The sequence below is a fragment of the Streptantibioticus rubrisoli genome, assembly GCF_024436055.1.
Taxonomy (GTDB): Bacteria; Actinomycetota; Actinomycetes; order Streptomycetales; family Streptomycetaceae; genus Streptantibioticus_A; species Streptantibioticus_A rubrisoli.
Genome location: NZ_JANFNH010000026.1, coordinates 51,447 through 66,869, shown reverse-complemented (window position 1 = coordinate 66,869; position 15,423 = coordinate 51,447). Strand labels below are relative to the sequence as shown.

Annotated in this window: 13 protein-coding genes and 1 riboswitch; of the genes, 12 read left to right on the top strand and 1 reads right to left on the bottom strand. The window is 71.2% G+C overall.

Features of this window, described 5'->3' with window-relative positions; all coding sequences use genetic code 11:
* Nucleotides 1-22: 22 nt before the first annotated feature.
* The 12 genes from NON19_RS20810 to NON19_RS20755 all read left to right on the top strand — a co-directional run bounded on the left by NON19_RS20810 (nt 23) and on the right by NON19_RS20755 (nt 12,753).
* On the top strand, nt 23-1,000 hold the full coding sequence (locus NON19_RS20810) for a nucleoside triphosphate pyrophosphohydrolase (protein WP_255930209.1): 978 nt from the start codon (nt 23-25) through the stop codon (nt 998-1,000).
* A gap of 29 nt (nt 1,001-1,029) precedes the next feature.
* On the top strand, nt 1,030-1,392 hold the full coding sequence (locus NON19_RS20805; protein ID WP_255930207.1) for a DUF6479 family protein: 363 nt from the start codon (nt 1,030-1,032) through the stop codon (nt 1,390-1,392).
* 42 nt (nt 1,393-1,434) lie between these two features.
* Nucleotides 1,435-2,127 carry an endonuclease V gene (locus NON19_RS20800; RefSeq protein WP_255930205.1) on the top strand — a complete coding sequence of 231 codons (693 nt, stop codon included), beginning with the start codon at nt 1,435-1,437 and terminating at the stop codon, nt 2,125-2,127.
* Nucleotides 2,128-2,136: 9 nt separating this feature from the next.
* Nucleotides 2,137-3,390, top strand: coding sequence for a cytochrome P450 family protein (locus tag NON19_RS20795; protein WP_255930203.1), 1,254 nt, complete (start codon nt 2,137-2,139; stop codon nt 3,388-3,390).
* 139 nt (nt 3,391-3,529) lie between these two features.
* Nucleotides 3,530-4,630, top strand: a complete 1,101-nt coding sequence (locus NON19_RS20790; protein WP_255930201.1) for a transglycosylase family protein — start codon at nt 3,530-3,532, stop codon at nt 4,628-4,630.
* Nucleotides 4,631-4,861: 231 nt separating this feature from the next.
* A riboswitch (cyclic di-AMP (ydaO/yuaA leader) is annotated at nt 4,862-5,020 on the top strand.
* A 2-nt stretch (nt 5,021-5,022) separates the two neighbouring features.
* Nucleotides 5,023-5,682 (top strand): transglycosylase family protein, encoded by a 660-nt coding sequence (locus NON19_RS20785; RefSeq protein WP_255930199.1) that lies wholly within the window; start codon nt 5,023-5,025, stop codon nt 5,680-5,682.
* 227 nt (nt 5,683-5,909) lie between these two features.
* Complete coding sequence (gene eno, locus NON19_RS20780) at nt 5,910-7,190, top strand: phosphopyruvate hydratase (RefSeq protein ID WP_255930197.1); 1,281 nt, start codon at nt 5,910-5,912, stop codon at nt 7,188-7,190.
* Nucleotides 7,191-7,289: 99 nt separating this feature from the next.
* Entirely contained in the window at nt 7,290-7,760 is a 471-nt protein-coding gene (locus NON19_RS20775) for an FtsB family cell division protein (RefSeq protein WP_255930240.1), read from the top strand.
* A 115-nt stretch (nt 7,761-7,875) separates the two neighbouring features.
* Complete coding sequence (locus tag NON19_RS20770) at nt 7,876-8,403, top strand: DUF501 domain-containing protein (RefSeq protein WP_255930195.1); 528 nt, start codon at nt 7,876-7,878, stop codon at nt 8,401-8,403.
* Nucleotides 8,400-9,494, top strand: coding sequence for a Ppx/GppA phosphatase family protein (locus NON19_RS20765; protein WP_255930193.1), 1,095 nt, complete (start codon nt 8,400-8,402; stop codon nt 9,492-9,494). Before NON19_RS20770 ends, NON19_RS20765 begins: the two co-directional genes overlap by 4 nt.
* Nucleotides 9,495-9,868: 374 nt before the next feature.
* A complete protein-coding gene (locus tag NON19_RS20760) occupies nt 9,869-11,242 on the top strand; it encodes an NAD(P)/FAD-dependent oxidoreductase (RefSeq protein ID WP_255930191.1) in 1,374 nt (457 codons plus the stop codon).
* Nucleotides 11,243-11,436: 194 nt separating this feature from the next.
* Nucleotides 11,437-12,753 carry an SAM-dependent methyltransferase gene (locus NON19_RS20755; protein WP_255930189.1) on the top strand — a complete coding sequence of 439 codons (1,317 nt, stop codon included), beginning with the start codon at nt 11,437-11,439 and terminating at the stop codon, nt 12,751-12,753.
* Between the two features lie 82 nt (nt 12,754-12,835).
* Here NON19_RS20755 and NON19_RS20750 read toward each other — a convergent pair whose 3' ends face one another.
* Nucleotides 12,836-15,382, bottom strand: coding sequence for an ABC transporter permease (locus tag NON19_RS20750; RefSeq protein WP_255930188.1), 2,547 nt, complete (start codon nt 15,380-15,382; stop codon nt 12,836-12,838).
* Nucleotides 15,383-15,423 lie beyond the last annotated feature (41 nt).

Here is a 15,423-nt window from a genome sequence, read left to right as displayed (position 1 = left end):
GCCGCAGCGGTAGCGTCTACGTGTGAACGACAACGCCGACACCGCCCCTGGTCGCCTGGTCCTGCTCACCACCTCGCACCGTGTCGCCCCCGGTCTGCTGTCCTGGCCCGCCTGGCGGGTGCTGCGGGAGGCCGATCTGGTGGTGTGCCCGGACGCCGGGCACCCGCAGCTGCCGTATCTGCGCGAGGCGGGCGTCGAGGTCGAGCACCGCGCGCCGACCGGCCGTGAGCTGGTCGACCTGGCGGCCGGTGGCCGTACGGTCGTGGTCATACCGCCCGGCGACGGCGACCCGGCGCTCACCGACGAGCTGGCCCGGCTGGCCGGTTCGGGCCGGGTGCGGATGCCGGAGCTCGAACTGCTGCCCGCCTCGTACGACCTGCCGGGCGGGCGGCTGCTGGACCTGGTCGCGGTGATGGACCGGATCCGCGCCGAGTGCCCGTGGAGCGGTCAGCAGACCGGCGAGGGCCTGGTGAAGTACCTGATCGAGGAGGCGTACGAACTCGTCGAGGCGATCGAGGACGGTGACCGGGCCGCGTATCGGGAGGAGCTGGGAGACGTGCTGCTCCAGGTGGTCTTCCACGCCCGGATCGCGCAGGAGGATCCGCAGGAGCCGTTCTCCATCGACGATGTCGCGGGCTCGATCGTGGAGAAGCTGGTCCGCCGCCATCCGCACGTCTTCGGCAGCGAGCGCGCCGAGACCCCGGAGGAGGTCAAGGAGCACTGGTTGCGCACCAAGGCCGCCGAGAAGCGCCGCGACTCGGTGACCGACGGCATCCCGCTGGACCAGCCCGCCCTCGCGCTCGCCGCCAAGCTGGCGGGCCGGGCGCGTACCGGCGGGGTGGCCGCGCCCCCGCCCCCGCACGACGCGGACGACCTCGGGGACCGGCTGCTCGCCCTGGCCGCCCTCGCTGAGCGGCGGGGGGTGGACCCGGAGGCCGCGCTGCGTTCCGCCGCCCGCCGGTACCGGGACGCGATCCGAACGGCCGAGCGAACGGAGTGATCCGACCGGCGTATGGGTAAGAAATCCACATGATGTGGACATTCGGCGTGGAGAACATAGCGGCTGGCCTCAACGTCGGCCCCCTGCTGATCGGCATCGGCGTCGTGGTCGCCCTGGCCCTGGTCGGAGTGTTCTACGGGCTGCTGCGGCGCGGCCTCGGACCCGAGCGCACCCCACAGCCCCCACCGGAGCAGCCCCCGCCACGCGCCCGGGCATGGGCCACGCCGACCGAGGTCGCCGAGGGCGAGGCCCCGCCGAACCACGGCCCCGGGCACCAGGACTCCCAGCCCTCCGAGCCGGAGGAGGTCAGCCGGGAGCCGGATGAGGTGCCTCGGGACGGCAGGCGGCGGATGCCGTACGAGCTGCGCGGCTACCCGGGGCCGCGGACCTGAACCCGGTACCGCGCCCGCCCGGCGCTGGGCGATCATGGCCGTATGCGCATCGACATCCCGCACCCCTGGCCGCGCACCGAGGCCGACGCCATCGCCATCCAGGACCGGCTGCGCGCACTGGTCGACCGCGCGGGGCCCGGGCCGCAGGACCCGCGGCTGGTGGCCGGGCTCGACGTGGCGTACGCCGAGGGCTCGGACCGGGTGGCCGCCGCCGTGGTGGTGCTGGACGCCCGGACGCTGGAGGTCGTCGAGCGCGCCACCGCGGTCGGCGAGGCCACCTTCCCGTACGTCCCCGGACTGTTCGCGTTCCGTGAACTGCCGGTGCTGGTGGAGGCGTTGAGCAGGCTTCAGACGGTGCCGGAACTGCTGCTGTGCGACGGTCAGGGGCTGGCGCATCCGCGCCGCTTCGGGCTCGCCTGCCATCTGGGGGTGCTCACCGGTATACCGGCGGCCGGGGTCGCCAAGACCACGTTCGTCGGCGGCTACGACGCCGCCGCGCTGGACCCGCGGCGCGGTGCGGGCGCGCCGCTGGTCGACGCCGGGGAGACCGTCGGCCGGGCGCTGCGCACCCGGGACGGGGTCAAGCCGGTGTACGTCTCCACCGGGCACGGCATCGACCTGGACACCGCCTGCCGCCATGTGCTGGCGCTCGCCCCGAAGTACCGGCTGCCGCAGACCACCCGGCTCGCCGACCGGCTCAGCCGGGACGTGCTGCGCGCTCACGCCACCGGTTAACGTCAGGGGGTGAGTGACGTACCCGCCCCCACCCTGTTCACCTGGGAGTTCGCCGCCGATCCCTACCCGGCGTACGCCTGGCTGCGGGAGCACGCGCCGGTGCACCGCACCACACTGCCCAGCGGGGTGGAGGCCTGGCTGGTCACCCGCTACCCCGACGCCCGCCAGGCACTCGCGGACGCCCGGCTGAGCAAGAACCCCGTACACCACAGCGAGTCCGCCCACGCCAAGGGCAAGGTCGGCATCCCCGGCGAGCGCAGCGCCGATTTGATGACGCACCTGCTGAACATCGACCCGCCGGACCACACCCGGCTGCGCCGACTGGTCTCCAAGGCGTTCACGCCGCGCCGGGTCGCCGAATTCGCGCCGCGGGTAGCGGAGTTGACCAATCGCCTTATCGACTCCTTCGCGCCCCGCGGCGAGGCGGACCTGATCCATGAGTTCGCCTTCCCGCTGCCCATCTACGCCATCTGCGACATGCTCGGCGTACCGGCCGAGGACCAGGACGACTTCCGCGACTGGGCGGGCATGATGATCCGGCATGGCGGCGGTCCACGCGGCGGTGTCGCCCGGTCGGTGAAGAAGATGCGCGCCTACCTGCTGGACCTCATCCACCGCAAGCGTTCCGACCTCGGTGACGACCTCATCTCCGGCCTGATCCGTGCCAGCGACCACGGCGAGCACCTCACCGAGAACGAGGCCGCGGCGATGGCGTTCATCCTGCTGTTCGCCGGTTTCGAGACCACGGTCAACCTGATCGGCAACGGCACCTACGCGCTGCTGCGCAACCCGGAGCAGCGGCGGCTGCTGCAGGAGTCGGTGGGCCGCGGCGAGGCGGGGCTGCTGGCCACAGCGGTCGAGGAACTGCTGCGCTATGACGGGCCGGTTGAGTTGGCGACGTGGCGGTTCGCCACCGAACCGCTCAGCATCGGCGGCCAGTTGATCGGCACCGGCGACCCGGTGCTGGTGGTACTGGCCGCCGCCGACCGCGACCCGGAACGCTTCGATGGTCCCGACATCCTCGACCTGGCCCGCCGGGACAATCCGCACCTTGGCTTCGGGCACGGCATCCACTACTGCCTGGGCGCCCCGCTCGCCCGGCTCGAAGGCCAGACCGCGCTGGGCGCGTTGCTCACCCGGCTGCCCGACCTCCAACTCGCGGTAGAGCCGGGGGAGTTGCGCTGGCGCGGAGGGCTGATCATGCGCGGGCTGCGCACCCTTCCGGTCTCCTTCACCGCTGTCCAAGATGTCTCCAACGGGTGATAACGCATGGTGAATACAGACACCTGACGGGATGTCGGCCGAGCGTGACCTCCACGTGATCTCCACTACATCCACCCGTGACCGACGCCGTTACCGGCTACGCTCTGCGCTCGTCCCAGCCGTCGGAGAAAGGCCTCACATGCTCAGGTCGGGCAACGGTCAGCATCGCAAGCCGCGTCAGGCGCCCGCGTTCGTCGTCACCGCCGGAGTCACCGGCGCCGGGATCGCGCTACCGCTGCTCGGGGCGACAGGTGCGCACGCCGCGACCGCCAGCACCTGGGACAAGGTGGCGCAGTGCGAGAGCGGCGGCATGTGGAGCGCGGACAGCGGCAACGGCGCGTACGGCGGGCTGCAGATGACCCAGGACACCTGGGAGCGGTTCGGCGGCACGGCCTACGCCGAGCGGCCCGACCTGGCCAGCCGCCAGCAGCAGATAGTCATCGCCGAGAAGGTGCTGGCCGCCCAGGGGGCGGACACCTGGGGCGGTTGCGCGGTGGACGCGGGCCTGGCCAAGGGCGGCGCCTCGGCGGACGTGGACCCGGGAACGCTCAACCCGTCGACGGACGGTTCGTGGAACGACTCCGGCGCCTCCGGTGGATCCGGCCTGTCCAACGTGCCGGTGCTCGGGAACGGGTCCGGTGTGACGGACTCCTCCGGTTCTTCCGGTCCTTCTGGAACCTCCGGTTCGTCGGCTTCGCCCGTGCCGAGTGGATCCTCTGATTCGTCCGGCTCGGTGGACGCGTCCTCGCCCGGTTCGGTGGACGCGTCGGGCACGCCGTCCGCCAGCCCGTCGCCCTCTTCCTCCGCTTCGTCGGCTCCCTCCGCCTCGGCCAGCAGCGCGCCGTCGCCCTCGGGCGGCTCCGGCGGCGGGCGGCACGCCAAGCCGTCTCCTTCCGCGTCCGGTCCTTCCGCTTCCGGTTCGGCCAGCGCCGACCCCACGGCGCCCGGGGCGCCTTCCGGCGCGCCGTCGGCCTCGCCCAGCGACCCGGCGCCGACTACGCCCGGTGACCGCGGTGGTGACCGTGCCTCACGCGGCGGCGACGACGCACGCCAGCAGGGCCTGGGGACGGACGGGCAGGGGAGTGGGTCCTACACCGTTCAGCCGGGCGACAACCTCTCGCAAATCGCGACAGACCACTCGGTGCCTGGTGGCTGGCCGTCGCTCTACGAGGCCAACAAGTCCGTGGTGGGCTCCAACCCCGACCTGATCCTGCCCGGACAGCACCTCACTCTCGGTTAAACCTGTGACATACCTCTCCCGGTCCGTTGGGGCGACGCGCCGTCAGGCGTCCGCTTATCCCGGTTCCGACCTGCGGATCTGACGTTCCACTGACGGCGCGTCAGCAATTCGGGGTTCCCGGGCGGTGTTTGTCAGCCGCCCGGGAGGTGTGTTTATGGTCGTGACCGCTCGCCACCGCGAGCCCTGTCGGTCAGGTACGCCGAGTCCTGCCGCCGACCGACGGGATCAGTCGACGCGAAAGCGCCGTAGGCAGGAGCGGGGGACCCAAGGTTCTCCGCCGGGCCGGCCAACTGGCCGGACCGGCTAGGGGTTAAGTCGCGCCGCCGCGACCGGGCAACTCACTCGGCCCGAACCCGACAGCTGACCTCGTAGGCGTCGGTGAGGAAATCTCCATGGGTAAGCACCGTCGTGCCTCGAAGGCTGTCCGCATCGCCACTGTCGCCGGTGTCGCCGGTGCGGCCGTCGCAGCCCCGATCCTGAGCGCCACCTCGGCATCCGCCGCCTCCGTGGCCGTGTGGGACCGCGTTGCCCAGTGCGAGTCCAGCGGTAACTGGTCCAACCACGACACCGGTGGCAACGGCCACTACGGCGGCCTGCAGTTCTCCCAGTCCAGCTGGGCCGCCGCCGGTGGTCTGAAGTACGCCTCGCGCGCCGACTACGCCACCAAGGACCAGCAGATCGCCGTCGCCGAGGTGCTGCTGAAGATGCAGGGCCCGGGTGCCTGGCAGTGCGCCTACGCCGGCCCGCTGACCTCCGGTGGCCCGGCCCCGGAGATCAACACCTCCGGCTCGGACCACGCGGCCAGCACCCAGACCGTCAAGGAGACCCCCGCCCAGGCCCCGGCGCCGAAGAAGGCCCGCAAGCACGCCCGGCCGGCCGCCCCGGTCGAGCAGGGCACCGGCAGCTACACCGTCAAGTCCGGTGACACCCTCTCGGACATCGCCGCCGACCTCGGTGTCACCGGTGGCTGGCAGAAGCTGTTCCAGCTCAACGAGGACATCGTCAAGGACGCCAACCTGATCTTCCCCGGTCAGCACCTGAAGCTCGGCTGAAGCCCGACAACAGCACAACGGCCTTGACAGCCTGCCGCGTTGGCAACTTGCGCGGCGGCCCCAGCAGGCTCCCCGGCCGGACACGCACTCCCCCCGAGCGTGTCCGGCCGGGGCATTTTGGGTTCGGTCGCAGTCCCGTCGACTGGCCGGACCGTGCGCGCCGGTTAGGCTCATCCCGCAGAGCACCAGCGCACCAACGAAAGCAACACATCCCAAAGGAGATGCTCGTGCCGTCCATCGACGTCGTCGTAGCCCGGGAAATCCTCGACTCACGAGGCAACCCCACCGTCGAGGTCGAGGTCGGCCTCGACGACGGGAGCACCGGCCGCGCGGCCGTACCCTCCGGTGCCTCCACCGGTGCGTTCGAGGCCCTCGAACTGCGCGACGGGGACAAGTCCCGCTACGGCGGAAAGGGTGTGGAGAAGGCCGTTCTCGCCGTCATCGAGCAGATCGGCCCGGAGCTGGTGGGGTACGACGCCACCGAGCAGCGGCTGATCGACCAGGCGATGCTCGACCTGGACGCCACCCCGGACAAGTCCTCGCTCGGCGCCAACGCCATCCTCGGCGTCTCGCTGGCCGTGGCGCACGCCGCCTCCGAGGCCTCCGACCTGCCGCTGTTCCGCTACATCGGCGGCCCGAACGCCCATGTGCTGCCGGTCCCGATGATGAACATCCTCAACGGCGGCGCGCACGCGGACTCCAATGTCGACATCCAGGAGTTCATGATCGCGCCGATCGGCGCCGAGTCCTTCTCCGAGGCCCTGCGCTGGGGCGCGGAGACGTACCACGCGCTGAAGTCGGTGCTCAAGGAGCGCGGCCTGTCCACCGGCCTCGGTGACGAGGGCGGCTTCGCGCCGAACCTGGAGTCCAACCGGGCCGCCCTCGACCTGATCGTCGAGGCCATCAAGAAGGCCGGTTTCCAGCCCGGCCAGGACATCGCCCTCGCCCTGGACGTGGCCGCCACCGAGTTCTACAAGGACGGCTCCTACGTCTTCGAGGGCAAGTCCCGTACCGCCGCCGAGATGAGCGCCTACTACGGCGAGCTGGTCGCCGCGTACCCGCTGGTCTCCATCGAGGACCCGCTGAGCGAGGAGGACTGGGAGGGCTGGAAGACCCTCACGGACCAGCTCGGCGACAAGGTCCAGCTGGTCGGTGACGACCTGTTCGTCACCAACCCCGAGCGGCTGCAGCGCGGCATCGACAACGACACCGCCAACGCCCTGCTGGTCAAGGTGAACCAGATCGGTTCGCTGACCGAGACGCTGGACGCCGTCGAGCTTGCCCAGCGCAGCGGCTACAAGTGCATGATGTCGCACCGCTCCGGCGAGACCGAGGACGTCACCATCGCCGACCTGGCCGTCGCCACCAACTGCGGTCAGATCAAGACCGGCGCACCGGCCCGCTCGGACCGCGTCGCCAAGTACAACCAGCTGCTGCGCATCGAGGAGATCCTCGACGACGCCGCGGTGTACGCGGGCCGCAGCGCGTTCCCGCGCTTCCGCGCCTAAAGGTCCTGTGACGGCCCGGGGGCAGCGCCCCCGGGCCCCGGGGGGTTCGAGGGCGAGGCCCCCGAAACACAACTACGTACGTGCTGAGGGGTGAGCGACGTGCCAGCGGACCGCTTCTCGACCGCAACGAGGCTCAAGGCCCTGGGCGCGCAGGCGCAGGCGCGCGTCTACCGGGCCACCGGCCGTACCCCGCGGCGCGGCAGGCTCACCGGCCGCGCCGCGCTGCTCGCGCTGACCGTCTGCGCGCTGGTCGTCGCGCTCGCCTACCCCATGCGGCAGTACGTGGCCCAGCGCTCGCAGATCGCCGACCAGCGCGAACAGGCCCGCCAGGCGCGACAGCGGGTGGAGCGGCTACAGGAGGAGAAGGCCCGCTGGGCCGATCCGGAGTACGTCAAGGCGCAGGCCCGCGAGCACTTGCACTACGTCATGCCGGGCGAGACCGGCTACACCATGTCCGGCCAGCGCGAAAGGGACGCCGACCAGGGCGACAGCGCCTCGGGGACGGTGGCCAACCGCGCCTGGTACGACAATCTGTGGAACGGAGTGAACTCCTCCGACGCCAGCCACTGACCGGGCCCGCCCGGCACCCGCACCACCAACGAGCCCGCACCACCGGCGAGCTCCCGCACCACCACCATCGAGCCCCGCACCACCATCGAGCCACCGCCGAACCAGAAAGCCGCCCGTGAAGAACCCGCCGCCCCGCACCGAACCCGCCCCGCCCACCGACGCCGACGTCGCCGCCATCGGCGAGCAGCTCGGCCGCGTGCCGCGCGGGCTGCGGGCCGTCGCGCACCGCTGCCCGTGCGGGCTGCCGGACGTGGTGGAGACCGCGCCCCGGCTGGAGGACGGCACACCGTTCCCCACGCTGTACTACCTGACCTGCCCGCGTGCCGCCTCGGCCATCGGCACGCTGGAGGCGGAGGGCGTGATGAAGGAGATGACGGCGCGGCTCGCCGAGGACGAGGAGCTGGCCGCCGCGTACCGGGCGGCGCACGAGGACTACATCGCGCGCCGGGACGCCATCGAGGTGCTGGAGAACTTCCCGAGCGCGGGCGGTATGCCGGATCGGGTCAAGTGCCTGCACGTGCTGGTCGGCCACTCGCTGGCGGCCGGTGCCGGGGTGAACCCGCTGGGCGACGAGGCGATCGCGATGCTGCCGGAGTGGTGGCGCAAGGGACCGTGCGTGTGCGCGGAGGAGGAGGCCAAGTGACGAGGGTCGCCGCCATCGACTGCGGTACGAACTCCATCCGGCTGCTGGTCGCGGAGGCCAACCGGGAGACCGGTGAGATCAAGGACCTCGACCGGCGGATGAAGATCGTGCGGCTCGGCCAGGACGTGGACCGCACCGGTCGGCTGGCGCCCGAGGCGCTGGAGCGCACCTTCGCCGCGTGCCGCGAGTACGCCGAGGTGATCCGTGAACTCGGCGCCGAGAAGGTGCGGTTCGTGGCCACGTCGGCCTCCCGCGACGCGGAGAACCGCGCCGAGTTCGTGCGCGGTGTGCGGGACGTTCTGGGCGTCGAGCCCGAGGTGATCTCCGGGGACGACGAGGCGGAGTTCTCGTTCACCGGGGCGACGAAGGAGTTGGCTGGCCGGGACGACCTTGACCAGCCGTACCTCGTGGTGGACATCGGTGGGGGCTCGACCGAGTTCGTGGTCGGCTCGCAGCACGCCCACCCGTCGCCCACCACCACCCTCAACGGAGGCCCTTCGGGCCGCGGCCAAGTATCGTCGCCCACCACCACCCTCAACGGAGGCCCTTCGGGCCGCGGCCAAGTACCGTCGCCCACCACCCTCAACGGAGGCCCTTCGGGCCGCGGCCACGTTTTCGCGGCCCGCTCGGTGGACATCGGCTGTGTCCGGATGACCGAGCGGCACCTGGTCCGCGACGGCCGGGTCAGCGATCCGCCGACGCCCGATCAGATCGCGGCGATGAGGGCGGACATCGCCGCCGCGCTGGACCTCGCCGCCGAGACGGTGCCGTTGGAGCGGGCCCGTACCCTGGTCGGCCTGGCCGGTTCGGTCACCACGGTGGCCGCCATCGCGCTGGGGCTGCGGGAGTACGACTCGTCGGCGATCCACCACTCGCGGATCGGCATCGACCAGGTCCGGGAGATCACCGGCCGTCTGCTCGCCTCGACGCACGCCGAGCGCGCCGCGATCCCGGTGCTGCACCCGGGCCGGGTCGACGTGATCGGCGCGGGCGCCCTCGTACTGCTGATGATCATGGAGCGGGTGGGGGCCGAGCAGGTCGTGGTGAGCGAGCACGACATCCTCGACGGGATCGCGTGGAGCGTGCTCTGAGCGTCGTCTGAGCAGGGCGAACATCAGTTGAGCGGGGGTATGGCGGCCTCGCGCGGGGGACCGGGAAACTGCTTCGTGAATTTCTTCACATGAAGAACCGGGCTTTTGTTGGGGTGGAGTTGAGGTTCCGCGCCCCCCGCGCGCCGGACTGCTGCCTCGACGGTGTTCCACGGCCGGTGGACAGCTAGCCGCACACCCGGAGCGAAAGCGGATCGTGGCTGCTCAGCGCGGTGGCTCAACGTGTCCAGGGCGCGTCCGGTTCCAGCCGCCGCTGTGGCGTCGATCACGAAACCGCGCAGTGTAGCAGAGGCCTGCAAGAACCTTGTGAAGGGGCTCACGAAGGGCGGCCATCCGGGTGCTGGATACTCATCTTCATGAGCACCACGGAGCGTCCACGGATCCTCGTAGTAGGCGGCGGTTACGTCGGCCTGTACGCGGCGCGCCGCATCCTGAAGAAGATGCGGTACGGCGAGGCGACCGTCACGGTCGTCGACCCCCGGTCGTACATGACGTACCAGCCCTTCCTCCCTGAGACTGCCGCCGGCAGCATCTCCCCGCGCCACGTCGTGGTCCCGCTGCGACGCGTGCTGCCCAAGGCGGAGGTCCTCACCGGCCGCGTCACCTCGGTCGACCAGGACCGCAAGGTGGCCGTCATCGAGCCGCTCGTCGGCGAGTCCTACGAGCTGCCCTTCGACTACCTCGTCGTCGCCCTCGGCGCCGTCTCCCGCACCTTCCCGATCCCCGGCCTGGCCGAGAACGGCATCGGCATGAAGGGCGTCGAGGAGGCCGTCGACCTGCGCAACCACGTGCTGGAGCAGCTCGACCTGGCCGACTCCACGACCGACGAGGAGGTCCGCCGCAAGGCGCTGACCTTCGTCTTCGTCGGCGGTGGCTTCGCGGGCGCGGAGACCATCGGCGAGGTCGAGGACATGGCCCGCGACGCGTGCAAGTACTACACCAACGTCAAGCGCGAGGACATGCGGTTCATCCTCGTCGAGGCTGCCAACCGGATCCTCCCCGAGGTCGGCCCGGAGCTCGGCACGTGGGGCCTTGAGCACCTGCGCGAGCGCGGCATCGAGGTCTACCTGGAGACCTCGATGAAGTCCTGCGTCGACAAGCACGTGGTGCTCGCCAACGGGCTGGAGGTCGACGCCTCCACCATCGTGTGGACCGCGGGCGTCAAGCCGAACCCGGCGCTGGCCAACTTCGGCCTGCCGCTCGGCCCGCGCGGCCACGTCGACACCGCCCCCACCCTGCAGGTCCAGGGCATGGACTACGTGTGGGCGGCCGGTGACAACGCCCAGGTGCCGGACCTCGCCTCGGGCGAGGGCGCCTGGTGCCCGCCGAACGCCCAGCACGCGCTGCGCCAGGCCAAGGTGCTCGGCGACAACGTGGTGGCCGGGATGCGCGGCTTCCCGCAGCACGAGTACAAGCACAAGAACATGGGCGCGGTCGCCGGTCTCGGCCTGCACAAGGGCGTCGCCCTGCTGTTCGGCAAGGTCAAGCTGCGTGGGCGGCTGGCCTGGTACTGCCACCGTGGCTACCACGGCATGGCGGTGCCGACCTTCAACCGCAAGTTCCGGGTGCTCGCCGACTGGACGCTGGCGATGTTCCTCAAGCGCGACGTGGTGGCGCTCGGCGCGCTGGAGAACCCGCGCGACGAGTTCTACGAGGCCGCGGCTCCGGTGACGGCGGCGGCCGCCGCCAAGACCAGTGCGCCGGAGGCTGAGAAGGCCAAGGCCTCCTGACCTCCAGCCGGTTCTGATCGACGCCGAGGGCGTCCGCCATCCGTGGGGCGGACGCCCTCGGCGCTTTCGCCTACGGGATTTTCCCGCGCTTGGTTCCCGATTCGGGACTACGATTGGGTCGCAAATCTGTTTTCGTGATGCAAGGACCTTGTCCAGGTCTGTCGGTTGACGCACCATCACGGAGGTTTTGCACCATGGCCGACGCAGCCGTACGGCTCCTCGCGCTCGCCGAGGGCGCTCTGGGCGCCCCGCTTCCGCTCCGGATCCGCGCCTGGGACGGCACCGAGGCGGGCCCGCCGGACGCACCGGTACTGGTGCTGCGGCACCGGCGCGCGCTGCGCCGACTGCTGTGGAAACCGGGGGAGTTGGGGCTCGCCCGGGCCTGGGTGGCCGGGGAGATCGAGGTCGAGGGCGACCTGTACGAGGCGCTGGACCGCCTCTCCGGGCTGATCTGGGAGCGGGCGGAGCCGGGCGGCGGGATGCGTGCGCTGGACGCTGTACGGTCGCTGCGCGACCCCGAGCTGCGCCGACTGGCCCGGGAGGCGCTCCTGCTGGCCGGGCCGGGGCTGCCGCCCGCGCCGCCCGCCGAGGAGACGCCGAGGCGGGGCGGGGTACGGCACACGCTCAGCCGGGACCGCGAGGCGATCCACCACCACTACGACGTCGGCAACACCTTCTACGAGCGGGTGCTGGGGCCCTCGATGGTCTACTCGTGCGCGTACTGGCGGCAGCCGGGCGGCACCCTGGAGGACGCGCAGGAGGCCAAGCTCGACCTGATCTGCCGCAAGCTGTCGCTGACCGAGGGCCAGCGGCTGCTGGATGTCGGCTGCGGTTGGGGCTCGATGGTGCTGCACGCGGCCCAGCGGTACGGGGTGCGGGCGGTGGGCGTCACCCTCTCCACCGAGCAGGCGGCGTACGCCCGTAAGCGGGTGGCGGACGCCGGGCTGACCGACCGGGTGGAGATCCGGGTGCAGGACTACCGCGAGGTGGCGGACGGGCCGTACGACGCTATCTCGTCCATCGGCATGGCCGAGCACGTGGGCGCCGCGCAGTACCGGGCGTACGCCTCGGTGCTGTACGGGTTGTTGCGGCCCGGCGGCCGACTGCTCAACCACCAGATCGCGCGGCGGCCGGTGGAGCGCGAGGACGCCTACCGGGTGGACGAGTTCATCGACCGCTACGTCTTCCCCGACGGGGAGTTGGCGCCGGTCGGCACCACAGTCGCGCTGCTGGAGGAGGCGGGATTCGAGGTGCGGGACGTGGAGGCGCTCCGCGAGCACTACGCGCGCACCCTGCGCGCCTGGGTCGCCAACCTGGAGACCCACTGGCCGGAGGCCGTCCGCCTCACCAGCCCCGGCCGCGCCCGGGTCTGGCGCCTTTACATGGCCGCGTCCGCTCTGGCCTTCGAACACAACCGCATCGGCGTCAACCAGGTCGTGGCGGTCAAGACCACCACGACCGGGGACGCGTCCTTCCCCCGTACCAGGGAGGGCTGGCTGACACCTCGCTGACCCTGTCCGCCCACCCGCCTTTTTTCCGGGGGCTCCGCCCCGGGGCGGAGCCCCCGGAAAAAAGGCGGGTGGGCGGACAGGATTACTCCGTCTTGATCGCGTCCAGAACGTCCAGCTTCGCCGCCCGCCTCGCGGGCCATACCGCGGCCAGGATGCCCACCAGGGCGGCCAGGGCCAGGAAGACGGCGATGCGGGTCCAGGGCAGAACCATCACGTAACCCTGGAGGTCGGCGCTGATGGAGTCACCCGTGGCCCAGGCGATGAACAGGCCGAGGACGACGCCGGTGACCGCGCCGAACAGGGAGATGACCACCGCCTCCAGGCGGATCATCCGCTTCACCCGCCCGCGGTCCAGCCCGACCGCGCGCAGCATGCCGATCTCACGGCGCCGCTCGAAGACCGACATCGCCAGCGTGTTGACCACCCCGAGCACCGCGATGATCAGGGACATCCCCAGCAGCCCGTACATGATGTAGAGCATGTTGTTGATCAGGCCGCCGAACGTGTCCCGGATCCCCTGACGATCCATCACCGAGATCGCGGGGTTGTCTCCCAGCCCGTCGGTGATGGCCTGCGTCGCGGTGGGCGTGGCGCCGCCGGAGACGGAGACCAGCACCTGCCGTACCTCGGGCTTGTCGACGTGCGGCGTCAGCATCCGGTCGGGCATGACGACGTCCGACAGCACCAGGTTGTCGGCGAACGTCCCACCCACCGTCACCTCAGCCTTCGTACCGTCCGGGTAGCTGGCCTGGACCGAGTCACCGACCCGCCAGCCGTGGCTCTTGGCGGTCTTGTCGGAGACCAGGACCTTGCCGTCGGCCAGCGCGGACCGCGAACCGTGCACCATCGTGATCTTGACGGTCCTGGCCAGCCCGGCCGGATCGGCCGCGGTGACCGACGAGAACCTGCCGTCCACGTCGAAGTACGAGCTCTGCAACGCGGTGGCCGCGGTGACCCCCGGCACCTTGGAGATCTCGCCCGCGACGGAGTCGTCCAGCGGCATGCCGTTCGCCATCCGGACCATGTAGTCCGCCGACAGGTTGTCCACGGTGGCCTTGTCGATCGTCCGCCCGATGGAGACCCCCAGCACCGAAAGCCCGGTGATCAGCGTCAGCCCGATGGCAAGCGCCGAGGCGGTGGCCGCGGTACGCCGCGGGTTGCGCCGCGCGTTGCGCGCCGCCAGGTTGCCGGACACCCCGAACGCCCGCGCCAGCAGCGGCCGTACCGCCGCGATGACCGGCTGCGACAGCAGCGGCGTCAGCACGATCACGCCGATCACCAGCAGGAACGCCCCGACGCCGACCTCCCAGCGCCCGGTGTCGCCGCCCGTCGCCCCGCCCAGTACGACCAGCGCCGCACCCAGCGCGGCCAGCAGCACGCCGAAGGTGTTGCGCAGCACCAGGGACTTGGTGGGCGCCGGCAGTTCCGCACTGCTCATCGCGGCGACCGGCGGGATCTTCGCGGCCCGGCGAGCGGGCAGCCAGGCGGCGAACATGGTGATCAGCACACCCACCGCGAACGCCGCGATCACCGTCGTCGGCGCGACCACCAGCGGGCCGGAGGGCACCTTGGCGCCGAAGGAGGCCATGGCGGAGCGCAGCCCCACCGCGATGCCGATACCGGCCACGAAACCGGCCAGCGAGGCGGTGGCGCCCACGATCAGCGCCTCGGTCAGCACCGACCGGGTCACCTGGCGGCGGCTGGCGCCCAGCGCCCGCAGCAGCGCCAGCTCCTTGGTGCGCTGCGCGACCAGCATGGTGAAGGTGTTGGCGATCAGGAAGATCCCGACGAACAGCGCGATGGCGGCGAACACCAGCAGCATGGTGCTCATCGAGTTGAACTGCTGCTCGATCTGCCTGGCCTGCTCGTCGGCGAGTTGCTTGCCGGTCTGGGCGTCGACGTTGCCGCCCTTGGGCAGCAGCGGGGTGATCTCGTCGAGGATCTTCTGCTGCGCGGTGCCCTTGTCGGCGGTGACGGTCACGTCCGAGAAGTGACCGGGGGTCAGGTAGAGCGCCTGGGCGCTGGCGGTGTCGAACAGCACCAGCGACCCACCGGCGCTGACCGCGCCGTCGTCGGTGGTGAAGATGCCGGTGACGGTGTACGTCTTGACCGGCCCGTTGGTCGCGATCCGCGCCGGGTCGCCGACGTGGAAGCCGCCCTTGTCCGCGGTGTCCTTGTCGAGTGCGACCTCACCGGTCTGCGCCGGGCCGTGGCCGGAGGTGAACGTGTAGCGCGGGTCCTTGCCGTTCTTGCCGGGCGCGAAGTTGGCACCGGAGTTGGTCCAGCCGTTGCCGATCAACTTGCCCTTGGCGTCGGCGACTCCGGCGAATCCGGAGACCCGCCCGGTGGTGGAGGCGACGCCGGGCAGCTTGCCGATCCGGTCGAGGGTCTGCTGGCTGATGCCCTCGTCCTGCTGCTTGCCGTGCTGGCCGGAGGGGCTGCCGTAACTGGTGATGGCGACGGCGACGTTGTCGTACGACTTGGCCGACTGGTTCTTGTAGGCGTTGCCGAGGGTGTCGGTGAACACCAGGGTGCCGGAGACGAAGGCCACGCCGAGCAGTACGGCGAGCACGGTCATCAGCAGTCTGGCCTTGTGCGCGAGCACATTGCGCAGGGCGGTACGGAACATGGTTCAGTCCTGGGGGATACGGGTGCGGATCGGCGTGGACG

What these genes read in the sequence shown, in the direction of transcription:
- NON19_RS20805 (WP_255930207.1), top strand. Translation starts at nt 1,030, where the DNA reads ATGATGTGGACATTCGGCGTGGAGAACATAGCGGCTGGCCTCAACGTC.
- NON19_RS20800 (WP_255930205.1), top strand. Translation starts at nt 1,435, where the DNA reads ATGCGCATCGACATCCCGCACCCCTGGCCGCGCACCGAGGCCGACGCC.
- NON19_RS20790 (WP_255930201.1), top strand. Translation starts at nt 3,530, where the DNA reads ATGCTCAGGTCGGGCAACGGTCAGCATCGCAAGCCGCGTCAGGCGCCC.
- NON19_RS20785 (WP_255930199.1), top strand. Translation starts at nt 5,023, where the DNA reads ATGGGTAAGCACCGTCGTGCCTCGAAGGCTGTCCGCATCGCCACTGTC.
- NON19_RS20760 (WP_255930191.1), top strand. Translation starts at nt 9,869, where the DNA reads ATGAGCACCACGGAGCGTCCACGGATCCTCGTAGTAGGCGGCGGTTAC.
- NON19_RS20755 (WP_255930189.1), top strand. Translation starts at nt 11,437, where the DNA reads ATGGCCGACGCAGCCGTACGGCTCCTCGCGCTCGCCGAGGGCGCTCTG.
- NON19_RS20750 (WP_255930188.1), bottom strand. Translation starts at nt 15,382, where the DNA reads ATGTTCCGTACCGCCCTGCGCAATGTGCTCGCGCACAAGGCCAGACTG.